Source organism: Serratia sp. JUb9 (assembly GCF_014298095.1).
Lineage (GTDB): Bacteria > Pseudomonadota > Gammaproteobacteria > Enterobacterales > Enterobacteriaceae > Serratia_B > Serratia_B rhizosphaerae.
Genome location: NZ_CP060416.1, coordinates 4,931,635 through 4,949,132, shown reverse-complemented (window position 1 = coordinate 4,949,132; position 17,498 = coordinate 4,931,635). Strand labels below are relative to the sequence as shown.

Here is a 17,498-nt window from a genome sequence, read left to right as displayed (position 1 = left end):
TAGCGTTAGTCCGTGACTTTGACGGCCTCTTTTTCTTTCACCGCGCGCTGGCGCTCGACGTCGGGCGCATCGCTGTAATAGCGGCCGTAAAAACAGTCCAGCAGGAGCTGCCGAAGATCCTTAATCAGCGGATAGCGCGGATTGGTGCCGGTGCACTGGTCATCGAAGGCGTCAACCGCCAGCTTATCCAGCACCGACAGAAAATGCGTTTCATCAACGCCGGCCTCCTGCAGCGAAGCCGGGATCGCCAGCTCCGCCTTTAATCCCTCCAGCCACGTCAGCAGGTTCTCGACCTTTTGCTCTGCGCTGTCGCCGGCGGCGGCCAGCCCCAGATGATCGGCGATTTCGCCATAGCGGCAGCGGGCCTGCGGGCGATCGTACTGGCTGAAGGCCGTCTGCTTGGCGGGGCCGTCATTGGCGTTGTAACGAATGACGTTGGTCAGCAGCATGGCGTTGGCCAGCCCGTGGGCGATGGGAAATTCCGCCCCCAGCTTGTGCGCCAGGGAGTGGCAGATGCCGAGAAACGCATTGGAGAAGGCGATGCCGGCGATGGTGGCGGCATTGTGCACCCGTTCCCGCGCCCGCGGGTTTTGCGCGCCGGCCTGGTAGCTGAGCAGCAGGCTCTCCTTCAGCAGCTTCAGCGCCTGCAGCGCCTGCCCGTCGGCATATTCGTTGGCCTGCACCGAGACATAGGCTTCCACGGCATGGGTGATGGCATCCATACCGCCGTAGGCGCACAGCGTTTTGGGCATATTCATTACCAGATCGGCATCGACGATCGCCATATCGGGCGTCAGCGCATAGTCGGCCAGCGGGTATTTTTGTCCGCTGGCTTCGTCGGTGACGACGGCGAACGGCGAGACCTCCGAACCGGTGCCGGAGGTGGTGGGGATGGCGATCAGCCGGGCTTTTATCCGGGTGTTGGGGTAAGTGTAAATGCGTTTGCGGATGTCATGAAAACGCAGGGCGAGATCGCTGAATTTGACGTCGGGATGTTCATACATCATCCACATCACCTTGGCGGCATCCATCGGCGAACCGCCGCCGAGTGCGATAATCACGTCCGGTTTAAACTGCAGCATGCGCTGGGCGCCGGCGTTAACCATCGTCAGGGTTGGCTCCGCGCCCACCTCGGAGAACACGTCGGTTTCCACGCCTTGCGCATGCAGAATGGCCAGCACCGGTTTGATGAACCCCTGGCTGAACAGATACGGGCCGGTGACGATAAACGCGCGTCTGGCTTTGCCCTGTACGGCGACCTCCTTCAGTGCGGAGGATAAGGCGCCGCGACGGAAGTAGATGGCCTGCGGCAGTTTGTGCCACAGCATGTTTTCCGCGCGCTTGGCCACGGTTTTACGGTTGAGCAGGTGTTTGGGGCCGATATTTTCTGAAACGGAGTTACCGCCCCAGGAGCCGCAGCCCAGCGTCATGGACGGAGGCAGCTTAAAGTTATACAGATCGCCGATGCCGCCTTGGGATGCCGGCGTGTTGATCAGAATGCGCGACGTTTTTAGCCGGCTGCCGAAGCAGGCGATGCGCGCCTTCTGATTATCCTGATCGGTATACAGACAAGAGGTGTGGCCGGCGCCGCCAAACGCGGCCAGGGCGACGGCTTTATTGATGGCGTCATCGAAGTGCTGTGCGCGATACATGCCCAGCAGCGGGGAGAGTTTCTCGCCGGAGAACGGTTCGCTCTCGCCTATCTCGGTGGCCTCGCCAATCAGCACTTTGGTGTTGGGCGGCACCTCAATACCCGCCATTTCGGCGATTCTCAATGCGGATTGACCGACGATGTCGGCATTGATGCGGCCATTTTTCACAATGATGTCGCGCACCGCCTGCCGCTGCGCTTCCGGCAGCAGATAGCCGCCGTTGGCGGCAAAGCGTGCACGAACCTCGTCATACACGGCGTCGACGACGATCACCGACTGTTCGGAGGCGCAAATCATGCCGTTATCGAAGGTTTTGGACATCAACACGGAGGCGACCATGCGTTTGATATCCGCCGTTTCATCGACCACGACCGGCGTATTGCCGGCGCCTACGCCGATGGCGGGTTTACCGGAGCTGTATGAGGCTTTTACGCGGCCGGGGCCGCCGGTCGCCAGGATCAGATCCACCTGCGGATGGTGAATCAACCGATCCGCCATCTCGACGGTGGGGCTGTCCAGCCAGCCGATAATATCGGGCGGCGCGCCGGCGTCTACCGCAGCGCGCAAGATCACTTCCGCCGCCTTATTCGCGGCCTTGCTGGCTCTGGGGTGAGGGGAAAAAATAATGCCGTTACGGGTTTTCAGGCTGATCAGCGCCTTGAAAATGACCGTCGACGTCGGGTTGGTGGCGGGGACGATCCCGCAAATAACCCCGATTGGCTCGGCGATGGTCAGGGTGCCGAAGGCGTCATCTTCTGCCAAAATACCGCAGGTCACCTCATCCTTGTAGGCATGATAGACATGCTCGGAAGCAAATTGATTCTTCATCACTTTATCTTCAACGATCCCCATACCTGACTCGTCAACCGCCAGCTGCGCCAGTGGGATGCGGGCATCAGCCGCCGCCAGGGCCGCGGCATGAAAAATTCTATCAACCTGCGCCTGAGAATAGTCGGCGAATATCGCCTGGGCTTTTCTGACACGCGTAATTAACTTGTTTAAATTCGACGTCGTGATGTGTGGCATATTTCTCTCCCGTAAAAAATGCAATAAATAAAAAAGCAAAATAGCAAGGTAGAGAGAAAGTATAGGTAGCCCGTGGCGGCTTTCTAGCGGAAGGCTAAAAAAAATCCTAACTGGATAATTAGGATGGATAAATATTTTTTTAATATGCATATCGAATGATTATGATGTGATTATCAATGAATATATATTATCGTTGAAATTATTTTTATGCTGATAGTACCGCATTTGTTTTATTTTCTATTTGTTGTTTTTTATTTTCATAATTAACTGTTGTTTATGTGTTTTTTGTTTGTTTTTGCCGTTGTTTTTTGTCGTCGATTCTGAGGTTATATTTCTTTTTGTGATTTTGTTTTTTATTTTTTGAGTAAGTGAGTGAATATAAAACCAAGTGTGTCTTTAGGGTTGAGAAAGATGCCTGCTGGCAGTTTCCGCCAGGCTGCAGTAGACCATGTTATGGTTTGATGAGATTATTTTTCTCACTGCGGTGATGGATTTTTCGTTTTTTAATTAACACAAAGAATAATAACGTCTTTCATCGGTATGTGCCCTTTGGTGGATTTTGATGGCGACATCCCACGGGATAAAGAACAAAAGAGATGGGGTGAGGGGGGCAAGCGGACAAGAATGGCGCTAAAGCGTCCGCGAGGAACCTGGCAGGATACACTGCGCCGGGTGGTTTCTGTACTACACTTCACGATAATTCCGCGTTGTAACTTTCTTACGGGCAGACGCCCTGTTTCTCCACGATGTCGCCTGCCGGCACGGGATGACCGCAACATTTTCCGCCAGGCGTTAGCGCAGTGAAAATAAATTGTGACTAACATCACAATATAAAAACAAACAACAAAAGACTAAGTGTGATTTGAGTCACATAAAATGGCGTATTTCGATCGGAATTGCCGCAGTGTTGCTTTTTTACACGACAAAAATGTGACCATGATCACTGTGTAGGGTGGTGTTTTGCGGTCATTTGAGTGACTTGTGTCACAAAATTTCCGTGAGGTACGCGTTGTCAACCGAGCGTGCTAGAGTCCGCCTCACAGACAGCACCAAGCGGCTGGATCGTAACAACAATAATGCGCGCTCTTATTCGCCGGCGCGTAATGCTATTACCGCTTCACAATAGGGGTGTGTTTTATGCTTTCACCAGACATTAAGGTTAAAGTGCAGAACTTTGGCCGTTTCCTCAGCAATATGGTGATGCCGAATATCGGCGCGTTTATCGCCTGGGGCATCATCACCGCACTGTTTATCCCAACCGGCTGGCTGCCGAACGAAACGCTGGGCAAGCTGGTCGGCCCGATGATCACCTACCTGCTGCCGCTGCTGATTGGCTACACCGGCGGTAAACTGGTGGGCGGCGAGCGCGGCGGCGTGGTCGGCGCCATCACCACCATGGGGGTGATCGTCGGCGCTGATATGCCGATGTTCCTCGGCTCAATGATCGCCGGCCCGCTGGGCGGCTGGGCCATCAAGCATTTTGACCGCTGGGTGGACGGCAAGATCAAAAGCGGCTTCGAAATGCTGGTGAATAACTTCTCCGCCGGCATTATCGGCATGCTGCTGGCGATTCTGGCCTTCCTCGGCATCGGGCCGCTGGTGGAAGCGCTGTCCAAACTGCTGGCGGCGGGCGTCCACGTGATGGTGGTGCATAACCTGCTGCCGTTGACCTCGATCTTTGTCGAACCGGCGAAAATCCTGTTCCTGAATAACGCCATCAACCACGGCATCTTCTCGCCGCTGGGCATTCAGCAGGCGACCGAAGCCGGTAAATCCGTCTTCTTCCTGATTGAAGCCAACCCCGGCCCGGGGCTTGGCGTGCTGCTGGCGTATATGTTCTTCGGCCGCGGCAATGCCAAGCAGTCCGCCGGCGGCGCAGCGATCATCCACTTCTTCGGCGGCATTCACGAAATCTACTTCCCGTATGTGCTGATGAACCCGCGCCTGATTCTGGCGGTGATCCTCGGCGGCATGACCGGCGTGTTTACGCTGACGATGCTGAACGGCGGGCTGGTGTCTCCGGCATCGCCCGGCTCGATTCTGGCGGTGCTGGCGATGACGCCGAAGGGCGCCTATTTCGCCAACCTGGCGGCAATCTTCGCAGCCTTTGTGGTCTCCTTCGTGGTTGCCGGCTTCCTGCTGAAAACCTCAAAAGTGAAAGAAGAGGACGATCTGGAAGAAGCGACCCGCCGGATGCGCGACATGAAATCGCAGGCGAAAGGCGGCCAGCCGGCCGGTGCCGCGCTGGACGGCGATCTGAGCACCGTACGCAAAATCATCGTGGCCTGCGATGCGGGCATGGGCTCCAGCGCCATGGGCGCCGGGGTGCTGCGCAAGAAAGTGGCCGACGCCGGGCTGAGCAGTATTTCGGTCACCAACAGCGCCATCAACAACCTGCCGGACGACGTGGATCTGGTGATCACCCACCGCGACCTGACGGAGCGCGCGATGCGTCATGCGCCGCAGGCGCAGCATATCTCGCTGACCAACTTCCTCGACAGCAACCTGTACAGCGATTTGACCGCGCGTCTGCTGGCCGCCAACGACGGCGCGTCTCAGCAGCCGCAGCCGGCGGCCGCCGCGCCGGAAGAGAGCGCCGCCGACGATGAACCGGCGCTGTTCAAACTGGGCGAGGGTAATGTGTTCCTCGGCCTGGAGGCCAGCGATAAAGAGCAGGCGATCCGCTTTGCCGGCGAGCAACTGGTGAAAGGCGGCTACGTCGAGGCGGAATACGTGCCGGCGATGCTGGAGCGTGAAAAACTCACCTCCACCTATCTGGGGGAATCCATCGCCGTGCCGCACGGCACCATTGAGGCGAAAGACCGCGTACTGCGCACCGGGGTGGTGTTCTGCCAGTACCCGCAGGGCGTGCGCTTCGGCGAGGAAGAAGATGAGGTGGCTCGCCTAGTGATCGGCATCGCCGCGCGCAATAACGAACATATTCAGGTGATTACCAGCCTGACCAATGCGCTGGACGACGATACGGTGATTGAGCGCCTGGCGAATACGACAAGCGTGCAGGAAGTGCTGGAGCTGCTCGGCGGCAAGAAAGACTAAATCCCATAAGGGCGCGGCGACAGGCTGCGCCCTTGTCATATTTAAGAAGGTTATCATTATGAAAGCATTACATTTTGGCGCCGGTAATATCGGCCGCGGCTTTATTGGCAAACTGCTGGCCGATGCGCATGCCGAACTGACTTTCGCCGACGTTAACCAGACGGTGCTGGACGCGCTCAATCAACGCCATAGCTACCCGGTGCGCGTCGTCGGCGAGCAGGAACGCACGGAAACGGTGAATAACGTCAACGCGGTCAACAGCGGCAGCGATGACGCCGTGGCGCTGATCGCCGACGCCGATATCGTCACCACCGCCGTCGGCCCGCAGATCCTGGCCAAAATTGCCGCTACGATCGCCAAAGGGCTGAGCGAACGCCGCCGCCAGGGCAATCAACAGCCGCTGAATATTATTGCCTGCGAGAACATGGTGCGCGGCACCAGCCAGCTGAAACAGCACGTCTTCGCCGAACTGTCGGCGGAAGAGCAGGCGTGGGCGGAGCAGCATGTCGGCTTCGTCGATTCCGCTGTGGATCGCATCGTGCCGCCGGCGGAAGCGGGCAGCGACGATCCGCTGGCGGTAACGGTGGAGACCTTCAGCGAATGGATCGTCGACCAGACCCAGTTCAAGGGCGCGCCGCCGGCGATTGCCGGTATGGAGCTGACCGATAACCTGATGGCGTTTGTCGAACGTAAACTGTTCACGCTCAATACCGGCCACGCGATTACCGCCTATCTGGGCCAGCAGGCCGGGCTGCAGACCATCCGCGACGCAATTCTCGACCCGGCGGTGCGCCTGGTGGTGAAGGGCGCGATGGTGGAGAGCGGCGCGGTGCTGATCAAGCGCTACGGCTTTGAGCCGGCAAAACACGCGGCCTATATCGAGAAAATCCTCAGCCGGTTTGAAAACCCCTACCTGCACGACGACGTCGAGCGCGTGGGCCGTCAGCCGCTGCGTAAACTGAGCGCCGGCGACCGTCTGATCAAGCCGCTGCTGGGCACGCTGGAGTATGGCCTGCCGCACGCCAACCTGATTCAGGGAGTTGCCGCCGCCATGCATTACCGCAGCGCGCAGGATCCGCAGGCGCAGGAACTGGCGCAGCTGCTGAGCGAACGCGGGCCGAAAGCCGCGCTGGCGCAAATTTCCGGTCTGCCGGAAGACGGCGAGGTTGTGGAACAGGCCGTAGCTGTGTATAACGCCATGCAAAAGTAGTGCGTGATGATGAACACACGGGCGCAGCCTGCTGCGCTCCTGCAGCCCGAGTTCGCCATTGACGGCCTCCCTTACGCCTTTCGAACAGCGACGATGGAAGAAGCACAGGCATTTGAAAACCAGGTTCTGGAAAAGCTGAACGCCGGCAAAACGGTACGCAGTTTCCTGATTGCGGCGGTAGAGCTGCTGGCGGAAGCGCTGAACGTATTGGTGGTGCAGGTGTTTCGCAAGGACGACTATGCGGTGAAATATGCCGTCGAGCCGCTGTTGTCCGGCGCCGGCCCCCTGGGGGAACTGTCGGTGCGGCTGAAGCTGATGTATGGCCTCGGGGTGATCGCGCGTCATGAGTATGAAGACGCTGAACTGCTGATGGCGCTGCGTGAGGAGCTGAACCACGACGGCGCCGAGTATCGTTTTGTCGATGATGAAATCCTCGGACCGTTCGGCGAGCTGCACTGCGTCAGCGCACTGCCGCCGCCGCCGGCGCTGTTGCCGCCCGGCGAGGCGGATGAAGCGCTGCTGGCGATGCAGCAGCAGCGCTACCAGCAGATGGTGCGCTCCACCATGGTGTTGTCGGTGACCGCGCTGATTGCCGGCATCGGCGCCAAGCAGCCGTCCCGCCTCTCCCCGCTCGGACGCGCGTAACGGCGTCCGCGTATCCCGCCGGGTAACCGGCCGCGCATTTTGCTACAATGCAGCAAACCCTCCTTTAAACGTGCCGGTTCGGCACTTCAGGTCAGAGAAATGAAAGAGAAAGAAAAGGCAGAGATTAAGCGCCTTAGCGACCAGCTGGACGCGCTGAACCATAAAGATGTCCAGGTCATCCAGCAGGGCAACCCGGAGCTGATCGCGCAGCACAACAAGGAAAAAGAGAAGCTGGCGACGGAGATCGAGCGTCTGAAAAACGTGCGTACGGAAAAGTTGAGCGACGAAGCGCAGAAGCTGAAAAAACTGCCGTTCAGCCGTGAAATCACCAAAAAAGAGCAGGCCGATATGGGCGCGCTGAAAAAAAGCGTGCGCGGGCTGGTGGTGGTGCACCCGATGACCGCGCTGGGCCGTGAAATGGGCCTGAAAGCGGTCACTGGCTACGCGAAAAAAGCGTTTTGATGTTCGGACGGGGCGACGCGTGCGCCCCGTCTGCCTGCCCCGTCGTCCTTCTTCCTTCGCCGCCCGGCGTCAGCGCCCCAGCAAACGACGGTTAAAATCTTCGATTTTGCCGCGGGTAATACGCAACAGCATGGTTTTACTCCAGCTGGCGGACAACCCGGCCGCCGACAACAGGCGGCGATACTGCTCCTCATCGAACGGCATGTGCCAGGCGATGCCGATCGCCTCGGCCAGCGAGACGTCGCTGCAGCGCGTCGCCAGCAGCAGCGGCTGGTCACCGCTGACCTGCCCGGGAGAGATCACCCGGTACAGCCAGCCGCAGCGGCCGCTTTGCTGCATCAGCAGCGACAGATCGTCGATGTCGAAATGATAATTGAGCTTGAAGCACGGCGAGCGCGGCTGGGTCACCTGAATCAACGCGTCGCCCCAGTGGAAAATATCGCCGATAAACACGTTGTGCTCGGTCAGCCCGCGGGTTGAGAGGTTTTCGCCGAATGCCGGCGCGCTGAACAGTTCGGCCTGCGCCGGAAACTGCTGCCGCCAGTGGTCATAATGTTCGCTCGGGTAGTGGCACAGCGCGCGATCGGGGCCGCCGTGATAGCTTTTTTCCGCCTGCTGATCGCCCTCCAGGCCGAGCGGGGTCAGCGGCAGGGCGCCGTCGACCTGCCGTTTGGCAATCGCGCTCGGGCGTCCGCCCGGATAGGTCTGAATGTGGCCGATATAAACGGCGGGATTGGTCATAGGCGCCTCCTGGCTCAGGACTGGTTCTAGCATAGCCCGTGTGCGCCGGGAGGAACAGAGACGCCGCCCCGAAAACGGCGCGGCGATACGGTTAAAACGTGGTCCAGTTATCCTGTTCGCTTGGCGCGGGCGCGACGGTTTTCACCACGCGCGCGGGCGGCGCATCGGGCGGCTCGGCGCCACGTGACGGCGCATCTTCCAGCCGGAACACCGCCACGCTCTGCTGCAGAATTTCCGCCTGCTCCTCCAGCGAGTCGGCGGCGGCGGCGGACTGTTCCACCAGCGCGGCATTTTGCTGCGTGGTCTGATCCATTTCGGCAATCGCCTGGCCTATCTGGTCGATGCCGCGCGTCTGCTCATCGGAGGCGGAGGCGATCTCCGCCATGATGTCGCGCACGTGGCCGACGGCGAGTACGATCTGCTCCATGGTGCTGCCGGTGTCTTCCACCAGTGCGGTGCCGTTTTGTACGCGGTCGACCGATTCGCCGATCAGTCCCTCAATCTCCTTGGCCGCCTGCGCGCAGCGCTGCGCCAGGCTGCGCACTTCGCTGGCCACCACCGAGAAACCGCGCCCCTGCTCGCCGGCGCGCGCCGCTTCGACGGCGGCATTCAGCGCCAAAATATTGGTCTGGAAGGCAATGCCGTTGATCAGGGTGGTAATTTCAGCAATACGCTGCGAACTGCTGGAAATATCGCGCATGGTGGCGACCACGCTGCTCACCAGCTTGCCGCCCTGAAGGGCGGTTTTAGAGGCGTCCGACGCCAGCTGGTTGGCATGATGGGCGTTGTCCGCATTCTGCTTCACCGTGGCGGTCAGCTGCTCCATGCTGGCGGCGGTTTCTTCCACCGCTGCCGCCTGCTGTTCGGTGCGTGAGGAGAGGTCGGTATTGCCGGCGGAGATTTCACCGGCGGCGGTGTAGACCTGGCCGACTCCTTGCTGAATTTTTTCAATCATATCGCGCAAGTTCTGGTTCATCGTCGCCATCGCCTGCAGCAGTTGACCCAGTTCGTCGCGGCGTTCAGGCACCTCCACCCGGCGCAGATCGCCGGTAGCGATGCGCTGGGCGATTTCCAGCGTGTTGCTCAGCGGCCGGGTGATCTGCAGCGTCATCCGCCACGACACCAGCAGCCCGGCGATAATGGCGAGCAGCGTGGTCAGGCCCATCTTCCACTGCGCACTGTCGATGTCGTTTTTGGTCTGGGTCAGCTCATCTTTCAGAAAAGCGCGCACCAGCTTGCCGATGTCGCCGGCGTTTTTTCCCAGCTCGGCGTTCAGCGCCTGCTCATGCTCATAGGCGGGCATATAGGCTTTGATATGGACGAGATAATCGTCCAGCGTGTCGAGTAAGGGCTGCAGCAGGGATTTTTGTGCATCGGGCAGCCGCTGGTGCAGCGTTTGCGCGCCGTGGCGGGCGTCATCAATGGCGGCCAGCAGCGGCGCTTCAGCATCGCGGGTCAGGTTCAGCAGCAGGCCGCGCGCATTATAGCGGATCTGCGTCAGTTGCCTGCCAAGCTGAATAAAGGCCAGCTGCAGATCGCCGCTGCCGATCTGACGTTCGGCCTGCGTGAGCTGTTGCTGGACTTCCGACATATTCCAGCTCTGGCGAATGGCGTTTTTGGCGGCGATCGCGTCGATGAATTTCTGCTGTTGCTGTTGGTATTTGCCAAGCATGTCCACCAGCCGTTGCAAATCTTTGCGGCTTTGCGGGTCCCAGTCCAGGCTTTGTCCCTGGGCGATAAGCTTTTCTGCGGCGTTGATATTTTTGTAGTTTTCTTCCAGGTATTCGGCGCGGTAGCTCTGCGCATACAGTGCCCGGTTGTAGCGGGCCTCATTGATTTCGTGACTCAGCCGGTCGCTGAAATCGATGCGTGCAGAGCGGGATTCGATCAGTGTGAGGTAGCGGATGCCGGTAGCGGCGATGGCTATCGCCAACAGCAGCATCAGGACGAAGCCGAGAGTGAGTTTTTTCCCTACGCCAAGGTGAAGATACCTGCCTGTTAATGTTTGTAATACCGCCATGATTTGTCCTTTTTTTAAGCGATGCGATTGGAAAGACCATCGGCATGGCAGGGATAAACTTTAGCGGGTTTTTAAACAAAAAATGCCCGCGGGAGGCGGGCATTATGCGGTGAGGCGAAGATTACTTCTTGGCGGCGAAACGCGCGGCGGCTTCGTCCCAGTTCACCACGTTCCAGAATGCTTTGATGTAGTCCGGACGTTTGTTCTGATATTTCAGGTAGTAAGCGTGTTCCCACACGTCCAGGCCGATAATCGGGAAACCGGATGCGCCGGCAACGGCTTCGCCCATCAGCGGGCTGTCCTGGTTAGCGGTAGACACCACCGCCAGTTTGCCGTCGTCTTTCAGCACCAGCCAGGCCCAGCCGGAGCCGAAGCGGGTGGCGGCGGCTTTCTCGAACTCTTCCTGGAATTTCTCCACGCTGCCGAAGTCACGCTCGATGGCGGCTTTCAGATCGCCGGACAGGGAGGTGCCGGTTTTCAGGTTTTTCCAGAAGAAGCTGTGGTTGGCGTGGCCGCCGGCGTTGTTGCGCATAAAGGTGCGCTTGTCGGCCGGGACTTTATCCAGGTCTTTGATCAGCTCTTCAACGCTCAGGGAAGCCAGTTCCGGGTAGGCTTCCAGCACGGTGTTGGCGTTGTTGACGTAGGTCTGATGGTGTTTGGTGTGATGGATCTCCATCGTCTGCTTGTCAAAGTGCGGTTCCAGCGCGTCATAGGCGTACGGCAGTGATGGCAGTGAATAACTCATGATCATCGTCTCCAGTGTGATAGGGCGGCGCAAGGATGTAAGCACCGCGTAAGCAGTCGGATCATTATAGTTAATTAAATGATATTGAAAATGATTATCAATGCCCTGTGCTTTGTGCGGTTTTTGCGCAACCCATGACTGTGATCAATGTCTCACTTTTGTGTCATTTTGTGTCTATATTATTCACTGAGACAGCACGGCTTTATAACAACCCCTGTATCGCTATGGTAATATACGGGCGTTATAACGTTACCACTATAACAACGATCATTATTAGCGCTTCCACGCCTGGCGTGAGGCAAGCGCATTCGAAACAATGTGACTACGCGATGAAGGAGACCCCCCATGCAGGTCAGCAGAAGGCAGTTCTTTAAGATCTGCGCTGGCGGTATGGCAGGGACGACGGTGGCCGCGCTGGGGTTCACCCCCGAGGCGGCGTTAGCGGAAACCCGGCAGTACAAACTGCTGCGCGCCCGTGAAACCCGTAACAACTGTACATACTGTTCCGTCGGCTGTGGGTTGTTGATGTACAGCCTTGGCGACGGCGCCAAGAACGCAAAAGAGAGCATTTTCCATATCGAAGGGGATCCGGATCATCCGGTCAGCCGCGGCGCGCTTTGCCCGAAAGGCGCAGGTCTGGTGGATTTCATCCACAGCGAAGGCCGGCTGCAGTACCCTGAATACCGCGCGCCAGGCTCCGACAAATGGCAGCGGCTCAGCTGGGATGACGCCTTTACCCGCATCGCCAAGCTGATGAAAGAAGACCGCGACGCCAACTTTATCGCCGCTAATGAACAGGGCGCCACCGTTAACCGCTGGCTGTCCACCGGCATGCTGTGCGCATCAGGCGCCAGTAATGAAACCGGCTATTTAACACAGAAATTCACCCGCGCTCTCGGCATGCTGGCCGTAGACAACCAGGCGCGCGTCTGACACGGACCAACGGTAGCAAGTCTTGCTCCAACATTTGGTCGCGGTGCGATGACCAACCACTGGGTGGATATTAAGAACGCGAATTTGATCGTCGTGATGGGCGGTAATGCGGCAGAAGCGCATCCGGTGGGGTTCCGCTGGGCGATGGAAGCCAAAATTCACAATAAAGCCAAGCTGATTGTGATCGATCCGCGCTTTACCCGTACGGCATCGGTGGCGGATTTCTATACGCCAATCCGTTCCGGCACCGACATTGCTTTCCTGTCGGGCGTCCTGCTGTACCTGATCACCAATAACAAAATCAACCGCGAGTACGTCGAGGCCTACACCAACGCCAGCCTGCTGGTGCGGGAAGACTTTGCCTTTGAAGACGGCCTGTTCAGCGGTTACGACGCCGACAACCACAAGTACGACAAAACCACCTGGAACTACCAGCTGGACGAAAACGGCTACGCCAAGCGCGACGTCACGCTGCAGGATCCGCGCTGCGTGTGGAACATGCTGAAAGAGCACGTCAGCCGCTACACGCCGGAAGTGGTGGAGAATATCTGCGGTACGCCGAAGGCCGACTTCCTGCAGGTGTGTGAATATATCGCCGAAACCAGCGCTCATGACCGCACTGCGTCGTTCCTGTATGCGCTGGGCTGGACGCAGCACTCGGTCGGGGCGCAGAACATCCGCACCATGGCGATGATCCAACTGCTGCTCGGCAATATGGGCATGGCCGGCGGCGGCGTCAACGCGCTGCGCGGCCACTCCAATATCCAGGGGCTGACCGACCTGGGCCTGCTGTCGCAGAGCCTGCCGGGCTACCTGACCCTGCCGTCCGAACAGCAGACCGACCTGACCAGCTACCTGAGCGCCAATACGCCGAAGGCGCTGCTGCCGGGGCAGGTCAACTACTGGAGCAACTACCCGAAATTCTTCGTCAGCCTGATGAAGAGCTTCTACGGCGACAAGGCGCAGAAAGAGAACGACTGGGGCTTTGACTGGCTGCCGAAGTGGGACAAAGGCTACGACGTGCTGCAGTACTTCGAGATGATGTCGCAGGGCAAGGTCAACGGCTACTTCTGCCAGGGCTTTAACCCGGTGGCGTCGTTCCCGAACAAAAACAAGGTGGTGGCCTCGCTGTCCAAGCTGAAGTTCCTGGTGACCATTGACCCGCTGAATACCGAAACCGCCAACTTCTGGCAGAACCACGGCGAGTTTAACGACGTGGATCCGTCGCAGATTCAGACCGAGGTCTTCCGTCTGCCATCGACCTGCTTCGCCGAGGAGAACGGTTCGATCGTCAACTCCGCGCGCTGGCTGCAGTGGCACTGGAAGGGTGCCGACGGCCCGGGCGAAGCGATGAACGACGGTGAAATTCTGTCGGGCATCTTTACGCGTCTGCGCGAGATGTACGCGCGCGACGGCGGCGCCGCGCCGGAGCCGGTGCTGAACATGACCTGGGACTACCTGACGCCGGACAACCCGTCGCCGGAAGAGGTGGCGCAGGAGAGCAACGGTAAGGCGCTGGCGGATATCCTCGACGCCGACGGCAAGGTTCTGGTGAAAAAAGGCCAGCAGTTGAGCACCTTTGCCCATCTGCGCGACGACGGCACCACCGCCAGCGGCTGCTGGATCTTCGCCGGCAGCTGGACGCCGGACGGCAACCAGATGGCGCGCCGCGACAACGCCGACCCGTCCGGTCTCGGCAACACGCTGGACTGGGCCTGGGCGTGGCCGCTTAACCGCCGCATTCTGTACAACCGCGCCTCGGCCGATCCGTCCGGCAAGCCGTGGGATCCGAAACGCCAGATGCTGGAGTGGGACGGCGCCAAGTGGACCGGGATGGACGTGCCGGACTACAGCACCGCCGCGCCGGACAGCGACGTCGGGCCGTTTATCATGCAGCCGGAAGGTATGGGGCGTCTGTTCGCCATCGATAAAATGGCGGAAGGGCCGTTCCCGGAACACTACGAGCCGTTTGAAACGCCGCTCGGCACCAACCCGCTGCATCCGAAGGTGGTGTCCAACCCGGCGGCGCGCGTGTTTAAAGACGATCTGGCGACGATGGGCAAATCCGACAAGTTCCCGTACGTCGGCACTACCTACCGTCTGACCGAGCACTTCCACTACTGGACCAAGCACGCGCGGCTCAACGCCATCGCGCAGCCGGAGCAGTTTGTGGAGATCGGCGAGAAACTGGCGCAGAAGAAAGGCATCAAGCAGGGCGATACGGTAAAAGTCAGCTCCAACCGCGGCTATATCAAGGCCAAGGCGGTGGTGACCAAGCGTATCCGCACGTTGCAGGTGAACGGTCAGGAGGTCGACACCATCGGCATCCCGATCCACTGGGGCTATACCGGGGTGGCGAAAAAAGGCTTCCTGGCCAATACCCTGACGCCGTTTGTCGGCGACGCCAATACGCAGACGCCGGAGTTCAAGGCGTTCCTGGTCAACGTGGAAAAGGTGTAACGGAGACGAGTTATGGCAATGCAATCTCAGGACATTATTCGTAAATCCGCCACCAACGGCCTGACGCCGGCGCCGCGCGCCCGTGACGACAAAGCGGAAGTGGCGAAGCTGATCGACGTCACCACCTGTATCGGCTGTAAAGCCTGTCAGGTGGCCTGTTCCGAGTGGAACGACATCCGCGATGAGGTCGGTCACAATGTCGGGGTGTACGACAACCCCGCCGATCTGACCGCCAAATCCTGGACGGTGATGCGTTTCTCCGAAGTGGAGATGGACGACAGCGGCAAACTGGAGTGGCTGATCCGCAAGGACGGCTGCATGCACTGCGCCGATCCGGGCTGCCTGAAGGCCTGCCCGTCGGAAGGGGCGATCATCCAGTACGCCAACGGCATCGTCGACTTCCAGTCGGAGCACTGCATCGGCTGCGGCTACTGCATCGCCGGCTGTCCGTTCGACGTGCCGCGCATGAACAAGGACGACAACCGGGTGTACAAATGCACCCTGTGCGTCGACCGCGTTGATGTCGGCCAGGAACCGGCCTGCGTGAAAACCTGCCCGACCGGCGCCATTCACTTCGGCACCAAAGAGGCGATGAAAAACGTCGCCGCCGAGCGGGTGGGCGAACTGCAGACGCGCGGCTACCAGAATGCCGGGCTGTACGATCCGGCCGGCGTCGGCGGCACGCACGTGATGTACGTGCTGCACCATGCCGACAAGCCGCAGCTGTATCACGGCCTGCCGGACAACCCGTCGATAAGTCCGGCGGTGACGTTCTGGAAAGGCGTGTGGAAACCGCTGGCGGCCATCGGCTTTGCCGCCACCTTCGCAGCCAGTATCTTCCACTATGTCGGCGTCGGCCCGAACCGCGTCGAAGAGGATGAGAACGACGAGCTGCACGATGAGGAGACGCGCAAATGAGGAAGGAAAAGCCAATTCAGCGCTACAGCGCGCCGGAGCGGATTAACCACTGGATCGTGGCGTTCTGCTTTATTCTGGCGGCCATCAGCGGGCTGGGGTTCTTTTTCCCGTCCTTTAACTGGCTGATGAATATCTTCGGCACGCCGCAGCTGGCGCGCATTCTGCACCCCTTCGCCGGGGTGATCATGTTTGCCGCGTTTATGCTGATGTTCCTGCGCTACTGGAAGCATAATCTGATCAACCGTGAAGATATCCTCTGGGCCAGGAACATCCACAAGATTGCGATGAACGAGGAAGTCGGCGACACCGGGCGCTATAATTTCGGCCAGAAGTGCGTCTTCTGGGCGGCGATTATCAGCCTGCTGTTGCTGCTGGCCAGCGGCATCGTCATCTGGCGGCCTTACTTTGCGCCGGCCTTCCCTATTCCGTTGATCCGCATCGCGCTGCTGGTGCATTCGCTGGCGGCGGTGGGGCTGATTATCGTGATTATGGTGCACGTGTACGCCGCCCTGTGGGTGAAAGGCACCATTACCGCGATGGTCGAAGGCTGGGTGCCGGCCGCCTGGGCCAAAAAACACCACCCGCGCTGGTACCGTGAGGTCCGCGAAAAACGACAGGAAAACAAACCCTGATGAGTATCCGCATTGTTCCTAAAGAGCAGTTAGGGGCACAGCGTGAAAAGCCACACACGGCGGAAGCAATTCCGCCGTTACTTTTCGCGAATCTGAAAAGCCTGTACACCCGCCGCGCTGAACGCCTGCGTCAGCTGGCGGCCGATCACCCGCTGGGGGATTACCTCCACTTCGCCGCCGCCATTGCCGAGGCGCAGCAGCACGCGCAGCATGACCACCCGCTGCAGCTGGACCTGTCCGACGCGCTGCGTCAGGGCGCCGAACGCGGCAAACCGCCGCTCGACCTCAGCGTTTATCCGCGCAGCGCGCACTGGCGTACGCTGCTGACGGCGCTGATCGCCGAGCTGCGCCCGCAGGCGCCGCAGCACGTGCTGGCGGTGCTGGATAACCTGGAGAAGGCCTCCGAACAGGAGCTGGAGCAGATGGCGACCGCCTTGCTCAACCGCGAGTTCGCGCAGGTGGGCAGTGAAAACGCGCCCTTTATCTGGGCGGCGCTGTCGCTGTACTGGGCGCAGATGGCCAGCCAGATCCCCGGCAAGGCGCGTGCCGAATACGGCGAACACCGCCAGTTCTGCCCGGTGTGCGGCAGCATCCCGGTCTCCAGCATGGTGCATATCGGCACCGTCAACGGCCTGCGCTACCTGCACTGCAACCTGTGCGAAAGCGAGTGGCACGTGGTGCGCGTGAAGTGCAGCAACTGCGAGCAGACGCGCGATCTGAACTACTGGTCGCTGGACAGCGAACAGGCGGCGGTGAAGGCGGAAAGCTGCGGCGACTGCGGCACCTATATGAAAATTCTCTATCAGGAGAAGGATTCACAGGTGGAAGCGGTGGCCGACGATCTGGCGAGCCTGATCCTCGATGCCAAAATGGAAGACGAGGGATTTGCCCGCAGCAGTATCAACCCATTCCTGTTCCCGGGCGAGTAGGCGGAAATCGGCGACAGGCGCTGTGACAAGGGGCTGGGGCGTGATTTTGCAGGCGCCTCGGTAATTTC

Annotated in this window: 12 protein-coding genes; 8 read left to right on the top strand and 4 right to left on the bottom strand. The window is 59.4% G+C overall.

From position 1 onward, the window contains the following. Positions 1 to 5: 5 nt before the first annotated feature. Entirely contained in the window at positions 6 to 2,678 is a 2,673-nt protein-coding gene (gene adhE / locus HF675_RS23275; protein ID WP_111736169.1) for a bifunctional acetaldehyde-CoA/alcohol dehydrogenase, read from the bottom strand. A 1,137-nt stretch (positions 2,679 to 3,815) separates the two neighbouring features. Between adhE and HF675_RS23270 the strand changes: the two genes are divergently transcribed. The 4 genes from HF675_RS23270 to HF675_RS23255 all read left to right on the top strand — a co-directional run bounded on the left by HF675_RS23270 (position 3,816) and on the right by HF675_RS23255 (position 8,052). Beyond that, on the top strand, positions 3,816 to 5,735 hold the full coding sequence (locus HF675_RS23270) for a PTS mannitol transporter subunit IICBA (RefSeq protein WP_111736170.1): 1,920 nt from the start codon (positions 3,816 to 3,818) through the stop codon (positions 5,733 to 5,735). Between the two features lie 58 nt (positions 5,736 to 5,793). Continuing rightward, positions 5,794 to 6,945: a mannitol-1-phosphate 5-dehydrogenase gene (locus tag HF675_RS23265; protein ID WP_111736171.1), complete on the top strand. Its 1,152-nt coding sequence runs from the start codon at positions 5,794 to 5,796 to the stop codon at positions 6,943 to 6,945. Between the two features lie 93 nt (positions 6,946 to 7,038). Next, complete coding sequence (locus tag HF675_RS23260) at positions 7,039 to 7,590, top strand: MltR family transcriptional regulator (RefSeq protein WP_234008661.1); 552 nt, start codon at positions 7,039 to 7,041, stop codon at positions 7,588 to 7,590. Between the two features lie 99 nt (positions 7,591 to 7,689). After that, positions 7,690 to 8,052: a YibL family ribosome-associated protein gene (locus tag HF675_RS23255; RefSeq protein ID WP_105229231.1), complete on the top strand. Its 363-nt coding sequence runs from the start codon at positions 7,690 to 7,692 to the stop codon at positions 8,050 to 8,052. 69 nt (positions 8,053 to 8,121) lie between these two features. Here HF675_RS23255 and yiiM read toward each other — a convergent pair whose 3' ends face one another. The 3 genes from yiiM to sodA form a co-directional block, all read right to left on the bottom strand. Then, positions 8,122 to 8,793: a 6-hydroxyaminopurine reductase gene (gene yiiM / locus HF675_RS23250; RefSeq protein WP_111736172.1), complete on the bottom strand. Its 672-nt coding sequence runs from the start codon at positions 8,791 to 8,793 to the stop codon at positions 8,122 to 8,124. A gap of 91 nt (positions 8,794 to 8,884) precedes the next feature. Beyond that, a complete protein-coding gene (locus HF675_RS23245; protein ID WP_187043855.1) occupies positions 8,885 to 10,813 on the bottom strand; it encodes a methyl-accepting chemotaxis protein in 1,929 nt (642 codons plus the stop codon). A gap of 121 nt (positions 10,814 to 10,934) precedes the next feature. Next, entirely contained in the window at positions 10,935 to 11,558 is a 624-nt protein-coding gene (gene sodA, locus HF675_RS23240) for a superoxide dismutase [Mn] (protein ID WP_105229234.1), read from the bottom strand. Between the two features lie 345 nt (positions 11,559 to 11,903). Here sodA and fdnG point away from each other — a divergent pair, with 345 nt between their 5' ends. Genes fdnG through fdhE form a run of 4 tightly spaced genes read left to right on the top strand, consistent with a single transcriptional unit; the run spans position 11,904 to position 17,430 of the window. Beyond that, positions 11,904 to 14,951, top strand: coding sequence for a formate dehydrogenase-N subunit alpha (gene fdnG, locus HF675_RS23235; RefSeq protein WP_160029281.1), 3,048 nt, complete (start codon positions 11,904 to 11,906; stop codon positions 14,949 to 14,951). A gap of 12 nt (positions 14,952 to 14,963) precedes the next feature. Next, entirely contained in the window at positions 14,964 to 15,869 is a 906-nt protein-coding gene (gene fdxH / locus HF675_RS23230; RefSeq protein ID WP_015344035.1) for a formate dehydrogenase subunit beta, read from the top strand. Beyond that, the gene (gene fdoI, locus HF675_RS23225) at positions 15,866 to 16,501 is read left to right on the top strand and encodes a formate dehydrogenase cytochrome b556 subunit (protein WP_105229237.1); all 636 of its coding nucleotides are present in this window, start codon (positions 15,866 to 15,868) and stop codon (positions 16,499 to 16,501) included. The genes fdxH and fdoI overlap by 4 nt, the downstream gene beginning before the upstream one ends. Then, the gene (fdhE, locus tag HF675_RS23220; RefSeq protein ID WP_105229238.1) at positions 16,501 to 17,430 is read left to right on the top strand and encodes a formate dehydrogenase accessory protein FdhE; all 930 of its coding nucleotides are present in this window, start codon (positions 16,501 to 16,503) and stop codon (positions 17,428 to 17,430) included. The genes fdoI and fdhE overlap by 1 nt, the downstream gene beginning before the upstream one ends. Positions 17,431 to 17,498 lie beyond the last annotated feature (68 nt).

Bases quoted from the DNA above. Each gene is read 5' to 3' on its own strand.
- adhE (WP_111736169.1), bottom strand. From the start codon at position 2,678: ATGCCACACATCACGACGTCGAATTTAAACAAGTTAATTACGCGTGTC.
- HF675_RS23270 (WP_111736170.1), top strand. From the start codon at position 3,816: ATGCTTTCACCAGACATTAAGGTTAAAGTGCAGAACTTTGGCCGTTTC.
- HF675_RS23265 (WP_111736171.1), top strand. From the start codon at position 5,794: ATGAAAGCATTACATTTTGGCGCCGGTAATATCGGCCGCGGCTTTATT.
- HF675_RS23260 (WP_234008661.1), top strand. From the start codon at position 7,039: ATGGAAGAAGCACAGGCATTTGAAAACCAGGTTCTGGAAAAGCTGAAC.
- HF675_RS23255 (WP_105229231.1), top strand. From the start codon at position 7,690: ATGAAAGAGAAAGAAAAGGCAGAGATTAAGCGCCTTAGCGACCAGCTG.
- yiiM (WP_111736172.1), bottom strand. From the start codon at position 8,793: ATGACCAATCCCGCCGTTTATATCGGCCACATTCAGACCTATCCGGGC.
- HF675_RS23245 (WP_187043855.1), bottom strand. From the start codon at position 10,813: ATGGCGGTATTACAAACATTAACAGGCAGGTATCTTCACCTTGGCGTA.
- sodA (WP_105229234.1), bottom strand. From the start codon at position 11,558: ATGAGTTATTCACTGCCATCACTGCCGTACGCCTATGACGCGCTGGAA.
- fdxH (WP_015344035.1), top strand. From the start codon at position 14,964: ATGGCAATGCAATCTCAGGACATTATTCGTAAATCCGCCACCAACGGC.
- fdoI (WP_105229237.1), top strand. From the start codon at position 15,866: ATGAGGAAGGAAAAGCCAATTCAGCGCTACAGCGCGCCGGAGCGGATT.
- fdhE (WP_105229238.1), top strand. From the start codon at position 16,501: ATGAGTATCCGCATTGTTCCTAAAGAGCAGTTAGGGGCACAGCGTGAA.